Source organism: Limosilactobacillus frumenti DSM 13145 (assembly GCF_001436045.1).
Classification (GTDB): Bacteria; Bacillota; Bacilli; order Lactobacillales; family Lactobacillaceae; genus Limosilactobacillus; species Limosilactobacillus frumenti.
The window spans coordinates 80,096-97,606 of record NZ_AZER01000004.1 but is presented as its reverse complement, the minus strand read 5'-3'; the positions used below and the strand labels follow the sequence as shown (position 1 = coordinate 97,606).

At 42.8% G+C, this 17,511-nt stretch carries 20 protein-coding genes; all 20 read left to right on the top strand.

What is annotated here, in order from left to right; translation table 11 throughout:
• The first annotated feature begins 29 nt into the window (after positions 1–29).
• The 20 genes from upp (at position 30) to FD27_RS00830 (ending at position 17,472) form a co-directional block, all read left to right on the top strand.
• On the top strand, positions 30–665 hold the full coding sequence (gene upp / locus FD27_RS00925) for a uracil phosphoribosyltransferase (RefSeq protein WP_057748136.1): 636 nt from the start codon (positions 30–32) through the stop codon (positions 663–665).
• A gap of 135 nt (positions 666–800) precedes the next feature.
• The gene (gene ptsP, locus FD27_RS00920) at positions 801–2,528 is read left to right on the top strand and encodes a phosphoenolpyruvate--protein phosphotransferase (protein WP_057748133.1); all 1,728 of its coding nucleotides are present in this window, start codon (positions 801–803) and stop codon (positions 2,526–2,528) included.
• A gap of 102 nt (positions 2,529–2,630) precedes the next feature.
• On the top strand, positions 2,631–3,746 hold the full coding sequence (locus FD27_RS00915; protein WP_057748129.1) for a YibE/F family protein: 1,116 nt from the start codon (positions 2,631–2,633) through the stop codon (positions 3,744–3,746).
• Positions 3,743–4,516 carry a YibE/F family protein gene (locus tag FD27_RS00910; RefSeq protein WP_057748126.1) on the top strand — a complete coding sequence of 258 codons (774 nt, stop codon included), beginning with the start codon at positions 3,743–3,745 and terminating at the stop codon, positions 4,514–4,516. The genes FD27_RS00915 and FD27_RS00910 overlap by 4 nt, the downstream gene beginning before the upstream one ends.
• 138 nt (positions 4,517–4,654) lie before the next feature.
• Positions 4,655–5,953 (top strand): solute carrier family 23 protein, encoded by a 1,299-nt coding sequence (locus tag FD27_RS00905; protein WP_057748123.1) that lies wholly within the window; start codon positions 4,655–4,657, stop codon positions 5,951–5,953.
• 271 nt (positions 5,954–6,224) lie between these two features.
• Positions 6,225–6,932 carry a F0F1 ATP synthase subunit A gene (atpB, locus tag FD27_RS00900; RefSeq protein ID WP_057748120.1) on the top strand — a complete coding sequence of 236 codons (708 nt, stop codon included), beginning with the start codon at positions 6,225–6,227 and terminating at the stop codon, positions 6,930–6,932.
• Positions 6,933–6,959: 27 nt separating this feature from the next.
• On the top strand, positions 6,960–7,178 hold the full coding sequence (gene atpE / locus FD27_RS00895; protein WP_057748116.1) for a F0F1 ATP synthase subunit C: 219 nt from the start codon (positions 6,960–6,962) through the stop codon (positions 7,176–7,178).
• A 43-nt stretch (positions 7,179–7,221) separates the two neighbouring features.
• Positions 7,222–7,740 (top strand): F0F1 ATP synthase subunit B, encoded by a 519-nt coding sequence (atpF, locus tag FD27_RS00890; RefSeq protein ID WP_057748113.1) that lies wholly within the window; start codon positions 7,222–7,224, stop codon positions 7,738–7,740.
• Positions 7,730–8,272, top strand: coding sequence for an ATP synthase F1 subunit delta (atpH, locus tag FD27_RS00885; RefSeq protein WP_057748109.1), 543 nt, complete (start codon positions 7,730–7,732; stop codon positions 8,270–8,272). The genes atpF and atpH overlap by 11 nt, the downstream gene beginning before the upstream one ends.
• A gap of 29 nt (positions 8,273–8,301) precedes the next feature.
• Entirely contained in the window at positions 8,302–9,837 is a 1,536-nt protein-coding gene (atpA, locus tag FD27_RS00880; protein WP_057748105.1) for a F0F1 ATP synthase subunit alpha, read from the top strand.
• A 31-nt stretch (positions 9,838–9,868) separates the two neighbouring features.
• Positions 9,869–10,789, top strand: a complete 921-nt coding sequence (locus FD27_RS00875; protein WP_057748102.1) for a F0F1 ATP synthase subunit gamma — start codon at positions 9,869–9,871, stop codon at positions 10,787–10,789.
• Positions 10,790–10,813: 24 nt separating this feature from the next.
• Positions 10,814–12,241 carry a F0F1 ATP synthase subunit beta gene (atpD, locus tag FD27_RS00870; RefSeq protein ID WP_057748099.1) on the top strand — a complete coding sequence of 476 codons (1,428 nt, stop codon included), beginning with the start codon at positions 10,814–10,816 and terminating at the stop codon, positions 12,239–12,241.
• A gap of 11 nt (positions 12,242–12,252) precedes the next feature.
• A complete protein-coding gene (locus tag FD27_RS00865) occupies positions 12,253–12,684 on the top strand; it encodes a F0F1 ATP synthase subunit epsilon (protein ID WP_057748096.1) in 432 nt (143 codons plus the stop codon).
• Positions 12,685–12,830: 146 nt separating this feature from the next.
• The gene (locus tag FD27_RS00860; protein ID WP_057748091.1) at positions 12,831–13,061 is read left to right on the top strand and encodes a DUF1146 domain-containing protein; all 231 of its coding nucleotides are present in this window, start codon (positions 12,831–12,833) and stop codon (positions 13,059–13,061) included.
• A gap of 20 nt (positions 13,062–13,081) precedes the next feature.
• A complete protein-coding gene (gene murA / locus FD27_RS00855) occupies positions 13,082–14,398 on the top strand; it encodes a UDP-N-acetylglucosamine 1-carboxyvinyltransferase (RefSeq protein ID WP_057748087.1) in 1,317 nt (438 codons plus the stop codon).
• A 60-nt stretch (positions 14,399–14,458) separates the two neighbouring features.
• On the top strand, positions 14,459–15,454 hold the full coding sequence (gene mreB, locus FD27_RS00850) for a rod shape-determining protein (protein WP_057748084.1): 996 nt from the start codon (positions 14,459–14,461) through the stop codon (positions 15,452–15,454).
• A 1-nt stretch (position 15,455) separates the two neighbouring features.
• Positions 15,456–15,698, top strand: coding sequence for a membrane protein insertion efficiency factor YidD (gene yidD / locus FD27_RS00845; protein WP_057748081.1), 243 nt, complete (start codon positions 15,456–15,458; stop codon positions 15,696–15,698).
• 10 nt (positions 15,699–15,708) lie between these two features.
• The gene (locus FD27_RS00840; RefSeq protein ID WP_057748078.1) at positions 15,709–15,933 is read left to right on the top strand and encodes a DUF2969 domain-containing protein; all 225 of its coding nucleotides are present in this window, start codon (positions 15,709–15,711) and stop codon (positions 15,931–15,933) included.
• Positions 15,934–15,967: 34 nt separating this feature from the next.
• Complete coding sequence (locus FD27_RS00835; protein WP_057748076.1) at positions 15,968–17,164, top strand: FtsW/RodA/SpoVE family cell cycle protein; 1,197 nt, start codon at positions 15,968–15,970, stop codon at positions 17,162–17,164.
• An 11-nt stretch (positions 17,165–17,175) separates the two neighbouring features.
• The gene (locus FD27_RS00830; protein WP_057748073.1) at positions 17,176–17,472 is read left to right on the top strand and encodes a glycine cleavage system H family protein; all 297 of its coding nucleotides are present in this window, start codon (positions 17,176–17,178) and stop codon (positions 17,470–17,472) included.
• Positions 17,473–17,511: the final 39 nt, after the last annotated feature.

Genomic DNA, 17,511 nt, shown 5'->3' with positions numbered 1-17,511 from the left:
GATAAGAAATTCAAAGGAGTGTATTTGGCATGGGTAAATTTGAAGTTATTGATCATCCGCTGATTCAACATAAATTAACAATGATTCGTGATAAGAATGTTGGTACTAAGTTTTTCCGTGAAACTGTTAAGGAAATTTCAACGTTAATGGCTTATGAAGTTGCGCGTGATATGCCATTAAAGGATGTTGAAATTGAAACGCCAATTGCTAAGACTACGAAGAAAGAATTGGCTGGTAAGAAAGTTGCCATTATTCCAATTCTTCGTGCGGGCCTGGGAATGGTTGACGGAATGACTGACTTGATTCCTGCCGCAAAGATTGGCTTTATTGGAATGTACCGTGACGAAGAAACGCTAAAGCCTCACGAATACTTCGTCAAGTTGCCAAATGATATTACAGAACGGCAATTGTTTATTGTTGACCCAATGTTAGCTACTGGTGGCTCGGCAATGATGGCAATCGAAGCATTGAAGAAGCGTGGCTGCTCTGAAAAGAACATGAAGTTTGCTTGTCTGGTTGCTGCTCCAGAGGGTGTGAAGGCCGTTCGTGAAGCATATCCAGATGTTGATCTTTATGCCGCAGGCTTAGATGATCACCTGAACAAGGATGGTTACATTGTGCCAGGCCTTGGCGATGCTGGGGACCGACTTTTTGGTACCAAGTAATTTAATCTATTTTGAGTATTTCAAAGATCGAGGATTCCTCGGTCTTTTTTGTTTGGGTGAAACTGGTTATCTGGAAGCGGTTCAACTATAATGAATAAGGTATTATATGAGATTTAAGCGGGAAGGAATTTGATTATGACAAAGCACTTAAAAGGAACCGCGGCAAGTGATGGAATTGGGATTGCCCCTGTATATTTAATGACCAAGCCGGACTTAAGCTTTGCTAAGCAACGGATCAGTGATCCCTTGGCAGAGATTAAGCGGTTTAAAGATGCTTTAGCAGCTGTTCAGGATGATTTAAGCCGCTTAAAGAAACAGGCATCGTCACGAATGGGTAAGGAAGACTTGGCAATTTTTGACGTGCATATTGAAATTCTTAATGATCCGGAAATGTTTAACCAAGTAGTAACCCGGGTACGAAGTCAACGAATAAATGCAGAAACTGCCTTTGAAGAAGTCATTTCTCGAGTAATTAGAGAATTTACCGCCATGACTGGTAACAAGTATATGCAAGAGCGGGCGACTGATTTTGCAAATATTCGCGATCAAGTATTAGCAAAACTGGAGGGTAAGGCCCTACCAAACCTTCAAGCTTTGGATCACCCTGTGATTGTAGTAGCCCACATGATTGGTCCTTCCGACACTTCTCAGATGAACGCTAAGTATGTTAAGGGAATTGTCACTGAAGTTGGCGGTAAGACTAGCCATGCTGCCATCATGGCGCGCTCTCTGCGTATTCCCGCCATCGTCGGATGCCCTGGAATTACCAAGCGTGTTCACAATGATGAGGATGTCATTATGAATGGCTTTACTGGAGAGGTCATTGCTAATCCGACAACCACTGAAGTTGATCATTACCAGGCAATTGCCAACCGTTTTGCCGCTGAACGTCTCCAATGGCAACAGTTGGTTAACGCCCCCTCAGTCACCAAAGACGGCCGTCAATTTGTGATTTCTGCTAATATTGGATCGTCAAATGACTTACCAGCGGTATTACAAAATGGCGCGGATGAAGTGGGCCTCTTCAGGACCGAATTTCTTTATATGAAGAGTGAACATTTACCAACGGAAGAGGAACAGTTTAATGCCTACAAGACAGCCGTTACTGGCTTGCAAGGAAAGACCTTGACAGTGCGGACACTTGATATTGGTGGTGACAAGCCATTAACATTCATGCCGCTCCCCCATGAAATGAATCCGTTCTTGGGCTATCGGGCTATTCGGATCTCGTTGAACCGGCCAAAAATGTTTAAGGAACAACTCCGGGCGTTGATTCGTGCTTCCGCTTACGGGCCCATTAACATCATGTTCCCTATGATTACTACCTTAGATGAGTTACGACAGGCAAAGCGGATCTACCATAGTGAGTTATCACACCTTCAGAAGCAACAGCCCGGCTTAGGGAACCAGATTAAGATTGGAATTATGATAGAGGTCCCCTTAGCAGCATTGTATGCAGAACGGTTGGCCGAAGAAGTGGACTTCTTTAGTATTGGAACTAATGACCTTATTCAGTACTGCTTTGCAGCTGACCGGGGGAATACGTCAGTATCATACTTATATCAGCCATTGAATCCACCATTTTTGAAGTTAATCCATCATATTATCGTTTCTGGTCACCATCATCAAACAAGCGTAGCAATGTGTGGAGAAATGGCTGGTGATCGTCGTGCCTTGCCATTATTAATTGGCATGGGATTAGACGAATATTCGATGAGTGCATCTTCCATTTTACGAACGCGCTCAATGATGAGTAATTTAGATAGTGAAGCCTGTCATCAACTGTACCAGCGTGCAGTGACGGAATGTGAAACAGCTCCTGAAGTGGAACAGTTGGTTGACCAATGGCTTAAGCAACAATAATTAGAGAAGCTTGCAATTTTTTAAAAATCTTGCAAGCTTCCTTTTATTTTTGCTGGTTAAATGTAGAATGGAAAACAGACTTTGTTAAAGAAGGTGCCATGAATGTCCTGGAAATGGACCCGCACTAAATGGTGGGTGTTAATTATTATTGTGGTTGTGGGCATAGGAGCAATGATTTTTACGATGAACAATCAACGCTTCTACCGGCAACCCATTGGGCAAGTCATAACAGTTCATAATGGGCAATCACATCGGACGACTGATCAGTTTAAAAATATCGACCACCAAACTAGCCAACGATTGACGGTTCGGATAATGAATGGTCATTATCAAGGACAAACGGCTAAAGTTAGCAACACTTATAGCGATTCTCAGCCGATGGACCAACGATTTTACCATGGCAATCAAATTTTTCTTTCACAATTACATGCCAATAAGCGGGGACAATTAATGGCCAACGCTAGTGGATATAAGCGTGACACCGTGATTGTCTTTCTCCTATGGATGGTGGTCCTCCTTTTGCTGGTATTGATGGGAACCTCAGGGGCGTTTGCCTTACTCTCTGTTGTTATCAATGGGATCCTCTTTATCCTAGCGATTGTGATCGACCTCGACAACCAGGGAGCCCATGTATTACTTACGTTTGGGAGCCTGGCGTTAGCCTTTGCTGCTATTTCATTACTGTTAGTACTCGGTCCCAATAAGAAAATGTTGGCGACCTTGCTGGCAACTATTGTCGGAACTGTTATTTCCATAATGGTGGGACTTTTTATTCTCGAACTAACCCACCATCGGGGTGTATATTACGAATCAATGCAATATGTGACTCAGGTACCGCGTCCGTTATTTATTGCGGAGATCCTCTTGGGTTCCTTAGGAGCAGTGATGGATGAATCTAGTGATATTATTGCGACTCTGTTTGAATTGAAGCAGCTGAACCCCGCGATTGGTCGTTGGCAGCTTTTCATGTCCGGGCGTAATGTTGGTAAATCAATTATGGGGCCGCTGGTTAATGTCCTGTTCTTGATCTTTATGGCGGACACATTTACTTCTAGCTTGTTATTCCTGAAAAATGGTAATTCGTGGGGATACACTTTTGATATGAACATGAGTCTGGGCATGGTTCAGAGTTTAATTAGTGGCATCGGGATTGTGATTGTGGTGCCAGTTGTTTCTGCACTAGGGGCATTATTACTGGGAAGGAGGAAATCAGCATGAGTTCGATAATTGCCTTAGGATTAACCTTAATGGTTTGTATGGTTGCAGTCGGTGGCAAGCAGGGATGGCGTTCATTTCTGAGTCTTCTGTTGAACTTTGGGTTCCTCTTTTTTGCCATTGTGCTAATTGACTTTCATGTACCACCCATGTTTGTTACCCTAACCACGAGTATTATTATTTTAGCGATCACCATCTTTATGGGTGAGGACGATTTACGGACCACCGTGACGGCCTTTTATGCTTCGTTAATTGTTATGATGCTAGTGCTAGCCTTGATTCTGATTGTTACTCATTGGGCAATGGCTCAAGGGTTTGGTCAAGAGGATAGCGATGACCTAGAGGGAATGTCCATTTTAATTGGTATTTCTTATTTGAAGGTGTCTGTGACGGCCACCATCATTTCAATTTTGGGAGCCATTGCTGAGGCGGCAATGGCCGTATCAGCTGGATTATCGGAAGTTCTAATTAATTACCCGGACGTTGATAACCACCGCTTAATGGCTTCAGGGATGTCAATTGGTCGACAGATTATTGGGACCACTTTGAATACCCTATTTTTCGGTTTCTTTGGCGGATTTCTCTCCCTTTTTATTTGGTTCTTGGGGCTACACTATTCATTTGGGATGATTATGAATAATAAAATTCTGGTTGCGGAGGCAATTGAAGTCCTGATTTCATTCATTGGGGTGTTACTGACGGTGCCCATAACCGCTTGGGTAATGACCAAGCGACGAGGAGCAATAGTTGACAATCAGGCGAAACAGAAGTAGTATACTCATAATTTGAATTAAACCTTTAATGAAGGTCCAGTGAGGCTTCAAAGGTGCGGTCTAATATTCCCATATAAGAGATACAGCAACTTTGGTCCACTGGGCAAAGGTTGCTTTTATTTTTAGGAGGGAAGATAAATGGCTCATCGTGATGATGTTGTCCTTGATGTTGATGAACGGCCAAAAGCCGGTCAATGGTTTGGCCTGTCACTTCAACATATGTTTTCCATGTTTGGTTCAACCGTACTGGTCCCAATTCTGGTTGGATTAAACCCAGGAATTGCTTTGTTCTCTTCAGGTGTTGGTACGTTAATGTACCTGTTGATTACTAAGCATAAGATTCCTGCTTACATGGGATCTAGTTTTTCTTTTGTTGTACCAATGATGGCACTGATGAAATCAACCGGTTATCCAGGGATTGCACAAGGGACCGTTGCAGTTGGTTGTGTTTACCTGATTGTTTCCTTAATCGTTAGCATGATTGGTTCCGATTGGATTGATAAGGTGCTGCCACCAATTATCGTTGGGCCGGTTGTGGTTGTTATTGGTCTTTCATTAGCTAGTACTGCTGCTAAGGATGCCACAATTAATTCCGTTACTGGCAAGTATGATCTGAAGTTCTTTGCAGTAGCGATGATTACGATGCTATTGACCATTGCCTTTAATATGTACTTTAAAGGCTTTATGGGATTAATTCCGATTCTAATGGGCATTGTTTTTGGCTATATTATTGCGTGCCTCTTTGGCATCGTGGACTTTACTCCAGTGGAAAAGGCCCATTGGTTTAGCCTACCAGCATTCCAAGTACCATTTGTAACTTACCATCCTTCATTCTACTGGGGTGCAATATTAAGTATGGCGCCCATCGCGTTTGTTACCATGACGGAACACTTGGGCCACATCATGGTGTTAAACGAATTGACCGAACGGAACTTTTTCAAGGATCCTGGGTTGAACCATACTTTAGCAGGTGATGGGACGGCATCCATCATTGCTGGTTTTGTTGGTGGCCCTCCAGTTACCTCATACGGTGAAAATATCGGTGTTATCGCGATTACCAAGGTCCAATCCGTGTATGTTATCGCCGGAGCGGCATTGTTCGCTATCTTCTTTAGTTTTGTCGGTAAACTAAGTGCTCTGATTGAAACTATTCCAATGCCTGTTATCGGGGGAATTTCGTTCCTGCTGTTTGGGGTAATTGCCTCAAGTGGGTTGCGGGTAATGATTGAAGATCAAATTGACTTTAATAAAAAACGAAATCTGATGATTGCTTCGGCTATTCTAGTTATTGGAATTGGGAACGCCTACTTGAAGTTGGGACAATACCAGTTCTCTGGATTGGCGGTTGCAGCTGTCTTAGGGATTATCCTGAACCTGGTATTACCGCAAGAAGCGCGGAGTGAACGCGACTTAGCAAATCAAGCAAAAAATAAATAAAGTATGGAAGGGATTGGATTTATTCTGGTCTCTTTTACTTGTTTAAAGGACATTTATCCGCCATATTCTTAAATTTTTCTCATTAGGAGAGAAAGCTCTTACTTATTGTTGGTACGGGATTTAATCATCTTCAGCTTTTTATGAAAATTTTTGAATGTTACCTAAAATGATGATATATTAATATTTGTAATTTGGGCTAGTTCGTTCATATATACAACGTTCATCCAATTTACAGCCAAATTATTGTTATAAGGAAAGAGGTGAAATATGAATGGGCGGTGATGCTTTAACTTTTAAGCTATTCGGCCTGACTTTCAACGCAACCAACATCATCTCTGGACTAGTTATCTACGCAATTGTCTTCTTTGTCTTGTTTGGGATGTCCCGTAAGATTCAAATGAAGCCTACCGGTGCGCAAAACGTTCTGGAATGGTTGATTGATTTCACAAACGGGATTGTGAGAAGTCAAATGCCAGCTGAAGAAACAGGGCACTATAGTTTCTTTGCTTTTGTACTCTTTGTTTTTATTTTCTTTGCAAACCAGTTTGGTCTGATTTTCAATCTCAGCTGGAATAACGCTGAAGTACTTAGAAGTCCAACCGCAGATCCCGTTGTAACGTTGACATTTTCTTTGATGGTCATTACTTTGGCACACTTTGCTGGTATTGCCCACAAAGGTTTTGGCGGCTATTTGAAGGGGTATGTTAAGCCGTTTGCTTTGATGTTACCTGTTAACATCATTGAGGAACTAGCTAACTTCTTAACTCTGGGTCTCCGGATATTTGGTAACATTTTTGCTGGTGAATTGCTATTAAAGCTCGTTGCTGGAGTTGCATTCTCTCACGGTGCTCTGACAATTGTTCCAGGGTTCCTGCTTGAATTACTTTGGCAAGGATTCTCAGTCTTTATTGGTTCAATCCAGGCATATGTATTTGTAACATTAACGACGGTTTATATTTCTCGGAAGGTTTCCGAATAATAATCATCTCTAAGGAGGAATTTTAACATGGCATTAGGAGCAATTGCTGCAGGACTCGCTGCATTAGGTGCCGCTATCGGTGGTGGTATTGGTGATGGTATCTTAATTGGTCACACTGTCGACAGTATCGCACGTCAACCAGAATTACAAAGTAGATTACAAGCTACGATGTTCATTGGTGTTGGTTTGATTGAAGCCATGCCTATCATCGCTATTGTTATCGGCTTCCTTGTTATGAACAAGTAATTGGTTGCTTTTGATAATATTCAAAGCAAGGAGGTGTCAATAGATGTTTGTGAATAGTGTTTTAGCTGAATCTAATAGTTTATACATTGGAGACTTGGTCTTCTACATTGTTACCTTTATCATCCTGATGTTATTGGTTAAGCATTTTGCTTGGAAACCAATCACGGACATGATGAAGAAACGTGCAGATAAGATCGCTAATGATATCGACAATGCTGCTAAGTCACGCGAAAGCGCTGAAAAGATGGCTGCTCAACGTCAAGCTGAACTGAAGAATTCTCAGCAAGAAGCTGCTGACATTGTTAACAATGCAAAGAAGTCTGGTGAAACTCAACGTGCCCAGATTATTGAAAGTGCACAAAACGATGCCCAAGCTTTGAAGCAACGTGCTCAGCAAGATGCTGAACAAGCCCGGCGCGATGCACTAAATGGTGCTAAGGATGACGTTGCAAACCTATCTATTGAGATTGCTTCCAAACTCATCCACAAAGAATTGAATGAAGCCGATCAAAAAGAATTGATTGACTCATACATTGAAGGGTTGGTAGATCATGAGTCTTGATAAGCAAACAATTGCCACGCGTTATGCAAAGGCACTTTTCGAGTTAGTGAAGGAAAACAACACACTCGATCAAACTTATCAAGAATTGATCTCATTACGCCAAATCTTTGAGGACAACGCGGGATTGGAATCTGCACTTGCAGGTGTTCAGTTGTCGCTCGATGAGAAAAAGTCATTAATTTCGGAATTAAAGAAGGATTTCTCACCATTAGTGCAGAACCTGATCCAAATGACTTTTGATTACGGCCGCATTAATTGCTTGGTCGCAATTGTTGATGAGTTTGAACATCGTTATGATGCCGATCAGAAGCGGCTTCATGCTGATGTTGTTACTGCAATCCAACTCGATAAACAACAACAGGATCAGTTGAAGGCTAATTTGGCAACTCGTTTCCAAGCAAACGAAGTTGTTTTGCATGCTAAAGTTGATCCGGAAATTTTAGGTGGGGTTATTGTCCATGCAGATCATAAGACATTGGATGGTAGTCTCAGCTCAAAGATTAAGCAGATTCGTCGTTTACTAGTTAGATAATTATCTTATTTCAAAGAGGTGAGACCTTTATGAGCATTAAAACTGAGGAAATCAGTTCACTCATCAAGAAACAACTCGCCAATTACCAAGACCAAGTTTCTGTTGAAGAAACCGGTACTGTTACGTACGTTGGTGATGGTGTTGCTCGTGCCGATGGCTTGGAAAATGCCATGGCTGGTGAGTTGCTCGAATTTAGTAACGGTGTTTACGGAATGGCACAAAACCTCGAAAGCAACGATGTTGGTATCGTTATTTTAGGGGACTTTACTGGTATCCGTGAAGGTGACACTGTTAAACGGACGGGTCGAATCATGGAAGTACCCGTTGGTGATGCATTGTTAGGACGGGTTGTTGATCCACTTGGTCGTCCAATTGACGGCTTGGGTGAAATCAAAACTGATAAGACACGCCCAATCGAAAAGAAGGCTCCAGGTGTTATGGAGCGGAAGAGCGTTAGTGAACCACTGCAAACTGGTATTAAGGTTATTGATGCCTTAGTTCCAATTGGTCGTGGTCAGCGTGAATTGATTATTGGTGACCGTAAGACTGGTAAGACTGCGATTGCCTTGGATACAATTATTAACCAGAAGGATAAGGACGTTATTTGTATTTACGTTGCCATTGGTCAAAAGGAATCTACTGTCCGGGCTAATGTCGAAACGTTGCGTCGTTACGGAGCATTAGATTACACAATTGTTGTTTCTGCTAGTGCTTCTAACCCTGCACCAATGCTTTACATCGCTCCTTATGCTGGTGCTGCGATGGGTGAAGAGTTCATGTATGGCGGCAAGGATGTTTTGATCGTTTACGATGACTTATCAAAGCAGGCCGATGCTTACCGTGAACTGTCCTTAATTCTTCGTCGGCCTCCTGGTCGTGAAGCTTACCCTGGTGATATTTTCTACACCCACTCACGTTTGCTGGAACGTGCTGCACGGTTGTCTGATGACCTTGGTGGTGGTTCAATGACTGCCTTGCCAATTATTCAGACCCAGGCTGGGGACGTTTCTGCCTACATTCCAACTAACGTTATTTCTATTACTGATGGTCAGATCTTCCTGGATGCTGATGAGTTCTATGCCGGTCAACGTCCAGCTATTGATGCTGGTACTTCAGTTTCTCGTGTTGGTGGTGACGCCCAGGTTAAGGCTATGAAGAAGGTTGCTGGTACCCTTCGTTTGGATATCGCTTCATATAACGAATTGGCATCATTTGCCCAATTCGGTTCTGACCTGGATGCTGCTACGCAAGCTAAGTTGTCACGTGGTCGTCACACGATGGAAGTCCTGAAGCAGGGCTTACACAAGCCACAACCAGTTGAACAACAAGTTGTAACATTGTTTGCATTGTCTAATGGATTCATTGATAAGATTCCTGTTGATGATGTTCTTCGTTACGAAAGTGAATTGGCTGCTTACATGCATGCAAACCACCAAGACCTTTACGACAGCATCAAGTCTACTGGTAAATTGCCAGAAGGCGATGATTTGAAGAAGGCTGTTGCTGACTTTACTGCTTCATTCCAAACCAGTGAAGACAAGAAGAAAGCAACACAGAAAAATTAGTGATGACTAGTCGAAAGGACGGTGAGATTTAGTGCCAGCTTCACTTGCTGCAGTTAAACACAAAATTGAATCCACAAAAAGCACTCGGCAGATTACCTCTGCTATGCAAATGGTTTCAACTGCAAAATTGAATCAAATTCAACACCATACAAAGACATACGATGTTTATGCTGAAAAGGTAAGAAACATGTTGTCCGATCTGGTTAAATCTCACAACGCATCTGCAGCTAGCTCAATTCATGATGCATATGCTGCGTTGTTTGAGAAACGTCCAGTAAAGAAGACTGGAATTTTAGTTATTACATCTGATCGTGGATTAGTGGGGTCTTACAATAATAATATTATTAAAGAAACCATGGCCTTGATGAAGAAGCAGCATTTAACCGCTGATAATACGGTATTCTTAACAATTGGTAAGACTGGAACCGAGTTTTTTAAGAAGCGTGGGATGAACGTTGTATATGAATACTCCGGTGTCAGTGACGTCCCAACATTCCGGGAAGTTCACCAGATTGTTAAGACAGCTGTGCAGATGTATGACGATGGTGTATTCGATGAGATGTACATGGCTTTTAGCCATTATGTTAACCGAATTTCATCACGGATCATTATTCATGATGTTCTGCCGATTACTGAGCAGTCTCTGATGGAAGATGAAAATCAAAATCCATCTACTGATGATTCGCCAGTAACCGCTGAATATGAATTTGAACCATCAGACACGGAAATTATTGCTGCTTTGGTTGCTCAGTACGCAGAAAGCTTGATTTATGGAGCTATTTTGGATGCCAAGACATCTGAACACTCTTCAAGTGCCAATGCTATGCGGTCAGCAACTGATAACGCAGATGATATTATTTCATCGCTAGAATTGCAGTATAACCGTGCTCGTCAGGCTGCGATTACCACTGAAATTACTGAAATTACTGGTGGTATGACGGCACAAGAATAAATTTAACTGAGGAGGAAACACAACATGAGTTCTGGTAAAGTTGTCCAAGTTATCGGACCAGTTGTTGATATTGAATTCCCCTTAGACGAAAAGTTACCAGAGATTAACGATGCCCTGAAGATTAAGGAAAGTGATGACAAGACTTTGACAACAGAAGTTGCCCTAGAATTGGGTGATGGTGTTGTTCGGACGATTGCCATGGACGGTACTGATGGTCTTCAACGGGGAATGGAAGTCGAAAACACTGGTGCACCAATTAGTGTTCCAGTTGGTGATGACACTCTTGGTCGTGTCTTTAACGTCTTAGGTGAACCTGTCGACAACGGACCGAAGTTTGGTCCTGATGCAAAGCGGATGCCTATTCACCGTGATGCACCAAAGTATGATGAATTAAACAATAACACTGAAATCCTCGAAACCGGGATCAAAGTTATTGACCTCTTAGCCCCATACGTTCGTGGTGGTAAGATTGGTCTATTCGGTGGTGCCGGTGTTGGTAAGACTGTTTTAATTCAGGAATTAATTCACAACATTGCACAAGGTCACAATGGTATCTCTGTCTTCACTGGGGTCGGTGAACGAACCCGTGAAGGTAACGATATGTACTATGAAATGAAGGCTTCTGGCGTTCTGGAAAAGACTGCCATGGTATATGGTCAGATGAACGAACCTCCTGGTGCTCGTATGCGGGTGGCTTTGACAGGTTTGACAATTGCGGAATACTTCCGTGATGTCAAGGGCCAAGATGTGCTTTTGTTCATTGATAACATTTTCCGGTTTACCCAGGCCGGTTCAGAAGTTTCTGCCTTGCTGGGGCGGATTCCTTCAGCCGTTGGTTATCAGCCAACCTTGGCTACTGAAATGGGTCAGTTACAGGAACGGATCACTTCTACTAAGAAGGGGTCAATCACTTCTATTCAAGCGGTTTATGTTCCTGCCGATGACTATACCGACCCAGCTCCAGCTACGACTTTTGCGCACCTGGATGCGACTACCAACTTGGAGCGGCGGTTAACGCAAATTGGTATTTACCCAGCCGTTGACCCGCTGGCTTCTACTTCAACTGCCTTAACACCAGAAATTGTTGGTAAGGAACATTATGAAGTAGCTACACAAGTTCAGCATGTTTTGCAACGTTACCACGAATTGCAAGATATCATTTCTATCTTAGGGATGGATGAATTATCTGATGAAGAAAAGGTAATCGTTGCTCGTGCACGGCGGATTCAGAACTTCCTATCACAGAGTTTCTCCGTCGCTGAACAATTTACTGGTACCCCTGGTAAGTATGTACCTTTGAAGGATACCATTAAGGGCTTCAAGGCTATTCTTGACGGTAAGTATGATGACCTTCCAGAAGAAGCATTCCGTCTGGTTGGTACCATTGATGATGCCGTGGAAAAGGCTAAGAAAATGAAGGCAGACAGTGACGAAGAGAGTGCTAAAGACTAGGAGGGATAATTTTGGCTGATACAAATTTCCAAGTCACCATTATTACTCCTGATGGGACCGTATATGATAATGACAAAGCTACAATGATTATCATGAACACTTCTGGTGGTCAAATGGGAATCATGGCTAATCACGTCCCGGTATTGGCATCTCTTGAGATTAGTCAGTTGCGGATTCACCATAATACGGGAACTGACGAAGTTGCAGCTGTTAATGGTGGTATTTTGCAGTTTGATGGTAAAAATGCCTTAATCACTGCAGATAGTGCCGAAATGCCTGAAAAGATTGATGTTCACCGTGCTGAAGAAGCCAAAGCTCGTGCTGAAGAAGAAATTCGGCATGCAAAGGAAGAACATCGTCAAAATGATCTTGCTCGTGCGGAAGTACATCTTAAGCGGGCAATTAACCGTTTGAAGGTTTCACAATACAAGAAGCAAGATTAATTTACTCCAAGCGAATGGTAATTAGCCATTCGCTTTTTGTTTATCTCTATTTGCTTTGTTAACTTATGATTAAGCTTTATTAATTGACCTATTGTCAGCGTCACGAATATGATATGATACAAAATGGTTTAAAGAAGGTGAATTGAGTGCAAGTACAAGGATTTAAAGCATTATTAGAAATGATTATTACTCTGATGATGATTTGGATTACATTTTCTGCAATTCAGGGAATTCATATCGAGCATATGTTTCGTCGCCCACCACGGACGTTGCCTTTGTTAATTGTGTTATTAGCGACGAGTGTGGGCTTTACTTGTGCTCAATTTCTCTTTTCGTTTTTGTCTGCTGTTAATAGCCTAGCCAACTTATTTCATTAGTTCAGTGAGGAGAATTAATTATGGAAAAGATTGTCATTAAAGGTGGTCATCGTTTAACTGGTCGTGTCAAGGTTGAAGGTGCAAAAAACGCGGTTCTGCCAATTCAGGCGGCGTCCATTCTCGCCTCCACAGGGCAGACCAAGTTAACCAACGTTCCGGTTCTGTCTGACGTTGTGATGATGAACAAGCTTCTCCAATTCTTAAATATCCAGGTTAATTTTGATCCCAATGAGCATGCGGTAACATTTGACGCGAGTCACCAGTTATCTTCCAAGGCACCATTTCAATATGTTTCGAAGATGCGGGCTTCAATGGTTGTCATGGGACCATTGCTAGCACGTACTGGTCATGTCCGTATTGCCATGCCCGGTGGATGTGCGATTGGCTCGCGACCAGTAGATCTGCATCTCAAAGGTTTGCGCCAATTAGGAGCACAGATTGAACAACATGATGGCTTTATTGAAGCGCAGGCTGACCATTTAACCGGTGCTCATATCTACTTGGATTTTCCAAGCGTGGGGGCAACACAGAATATTATGATGGCGGCCACTTTAGCTCACGGAATTACCACTATTGAAAACTGTGCTCGTGAACCAGAAATTGTCGACCTTGCAAATACTCTGAATAAGATGGGGGCCCGTGTTCATGGTGCCGGAACAGAATTGATTCGCATTCAAGGGGTTAATTTCCTTCATGGTTGTGATTTTCACGTTATGGAAGATCGTATTGAAGCTGGTACATTTATGATTGCAGCAGCCGCGACTAACGGTGATGTGATCGTTGAGGGAGCTGATCCGCGGTATAATGAACCGTTAATTGCCAAATTGCGTGAAATGGGCGTAACGGTAGTTGAACAAGCGGATGGTATCCGTATTCTGGGGACCTCTGTTTTACTACCAACAAATGTGCGGACAGCCCCTTACCCCGGTTTTCCAACGGATTTACAGCCGCAAATGACGGTTCTTCAGCTGTTAGCTAATGGAACGAGCACCATGGATGAGACAGTCTTCGAAAAGCGCTTCATGCATCTGGAAGAACTACGGCGAATGAACGCTAACTATGAGATTGCTGGCTCTGCGGCTGTGTTACATGGACCTACAAAGTTCAGTGGTGCTGAAGTATCTGCTACCGATCTCCGTGCTGGGGCAGCGCTGGTAATTGCGGGCTTAGCCGCTGATGGGATTACTCAAGTCCGCAATTTGAAATACCTCGATCGTGGTTATTACCACCTTCACCAGAAGCTGCATCAACTAGGTGCGCAAATCGATCGTATTGATATTGACGACACTATTCAAATGACTCCCGATCAATTGATTGATCATAGCTCACGGGGCTAGGCAATAGTGGTGAATGTGGTATAATTACCAACGTTATTAACGCAAAGGAGAACGAATGACATGGCAAAGGATATTGGTATTGATTTAGGGACAGCAAATGTCCTGATCTATGTTCAAGGCAAAGGAATTGTATTGAACGAACCATCCGTAGTGGCAATTGATACACAGACTAATAAAGTGTTAGCTGTTGGTTCAGAGGCTTACCGGATGGTTGGACGGACACCAAGTAATATTCGGGCAATCCGTCCTCTCAAAAATGGGGTTATTTCTGATTTCGATGTGACTCAAGAAATGCTATCTTACTTCATCGGTAAGTTGAGCGTTAAGGGGTTCATGTCGAAACCAAACATTATGATTTGTGCTCCAACTAACATTACCGAAATTGAACGTAAGGCCATTATTCAGGCTGCTGAACAATCTGGTGGTGGTAAGGTTTACTTGGAATACGAACCAAAGGTTGCCGCTATTGGCGCGGGTTTGGATATTTTTAAGCCTCGTGGAAGCATGGTAATTGATATGGGTGGTGGTACCAGTGATATTGCCATCTTGTCATTAGGTGACATCGTTGCTAGTCAATCAATCCGGATGGCTGGTGATAAGTTGAACAGCGATATTACCGCCTACATTAAGGACCATCATGGCTTAATTATTGGTGAACACACTGCTGAACAGATTAAGATGGAAATTGGGACAGCTCTTAAAGTAGATGAACCAAAGGAAATGGATGTTCGTGGACGGGACGTCGCCACTGGGATGCCAAAGCAAGTAACCACGAATGAAAATGAAATTGAAGAAGCTATCCATGATACCCTTGATCAGATTGTTAAGGCCACGGTTGGTGTTCTCGAAACAATTCCGCCTGAATTAGCTTCAGATATTATTGATCGTGGAGTTATGCTAACTGGTGGGACGGCCCTGTTACACGGTATTGATCAATTGTTCTCATCCCGTTTGAAGGTTCCTGTAGTAGTCTCCGAAGACCCATTAGACAACGTTGCTAAGGGTGCTGGTGAGATGCTAGAACGGATGCAAGCAACTGATTCTAAGAAGGATTAATATGAAACGGCTGTTATCGTCCCTGGTACGTTTGTATCAGCGGACGATTTCTGCACGCCGCCCGTACCGGGTTTGTCGTTTTGAACCGACATGTTCACAATACATGTTAGAAGCAATTGAAAAATTTGGCCTTAAAGGAGTATTAATGGGAATTGCCCGCATTCTACGCTGTCAGCCGTTTGCACGCGGCGGTTATGATCCGGTGCCGGACCATTTTACACTCCTGCGGTCACAACACAAGTAAGGGTGAAAACGTGTCAAAAAGAGATAAAAAAATTGAAGTTAGTGTTAAAGATATTGAACGCCGTCATCAACCAGTCCAACAAATTTTTATTGGAAAAAAATTGATTGGTGAAGTTGTTGCTGATGGCAATCGTTTCAAGGCTCTTCTGACCGCGGATGAAAGTGAATTCTATGTCCGTTCACAAGAAGAGGGTTTAGAAACAGTTCTCCAGCAGTACCATTTGCATCAGGCATAGCTCTACTGGAAATATTGAAAAAGGGAGCTAACTAATGCAACGATCTAGAAATGATGAAGAAAGTCGAATTGACTGGGGCATTATTTTCTGTGTTCTCTTGCTAGCCCTAATCGGTCTGGCTTCAATTTATGTTGCTGCTAGTCATGATACCGGTGGTGCAACCAGTGTAGCCCGCCAAGTAATTTCACAGCTTGTTTGGTATGCCGTTGGTACCATATTGGTGGTTGTGATTATGCAGTTTGACTCAGAACAATTATGGAAAGTGGCGCCAGTTGTATACTGGGTAGGGATCTTTCTGATGTACGCAATTCTGGTCTTCTATAGTCGTTCGTACTTTGCCAATACTGGTGCCAAGAGTTGGTTTGCCATCGGTCCATTCACCTTTCAGCCTTCTGAAATAATGAAGCCGGCTTATATCTTGATGATGGGGCGGGTCATTACTACCCACAATAATCGTTATAGTGTCCACACGGTGAATTCAGACTGGCGATTAATTGGCGAAATGGCCTTGTGGTTATTACCAGTTTTGATCTCGTTGCACTTTCAGAATGACTTTGGGACTTCACTAGTTTTCTTTGCAATCTTTTGTGGAATGGTTTTGGTATCTGGTGTTACCTGGCGGATCATTGCTCCAGTTGCTGCTGGATTAGTCGTTATTGGTGGTAGTGCTTTGGCCATGGTTACTAGTACGCTAGGCCGGACTATCTTGGAACATATCGGTTTCCAGGCTTACCAGTTCGACCGGGTTGATACCTGGTTACATCCTGAGCAGGATACTTCTAATCAAGGGTATCAACTGTGGCAGAGTATCAAGGCCGTGGGTTCTGGTGGTATCACAGGGACCGGATTTAATAATTCTAAGGTTTATGTCCCAGTTCGTGAATCTGATATGATTTTTTCTGTTATTGGTGAGAATTTTGGCTTTATTGGTAGTGCGTTATTAATTTTACTCTACCTATTGCTCATTTATTTAATGATCCGGGTCACATTTGATACCCGGAATGAGTTCTATGCTTATATTTCAACCGGGGTTATTATGATGATCCTGTTCCACGTATTCGAAAATATCGGAATGAATATTGGTTTGCTGCCATTAACTGGTATCCCGTTACCATTTATCAGTGCCGGTGGTTCATCATTAATCGGTAATCTGATTGGGATTGGAATGGTTATGTCAATGCGGTACCATCACCATTCCTACATGTTTAGTAATAATAAGGAATTTAGATAGTAGGTGTCATAATGGACGAACAACAAGCATTTTGGGTTGAAAAATTAGCCAATGGTCACCAGCGTGTTGGTATCAGTGATCAAGCGCGTGATGACCTGGGCGCCATCTCTTTTATTGATGTTCCAGCGATTGGTGTCACGTTAAAGAGTGGCGGGAAGTTCATTTCAGTCGAGGCAGAGAAGGCAGTTACTGATCTGGATAGTCCAGTTAATGGTCAAATTGTTGCCAGTAACCAAACAGCAATTGATGACCCAAGTAAGTTATCTTCTACTAGTCATGATGATAATTGGATTGTCGAAGTTAATTAGAAATGATGAGGGGTTCTCGATTTTTAATGAGAAATTCCT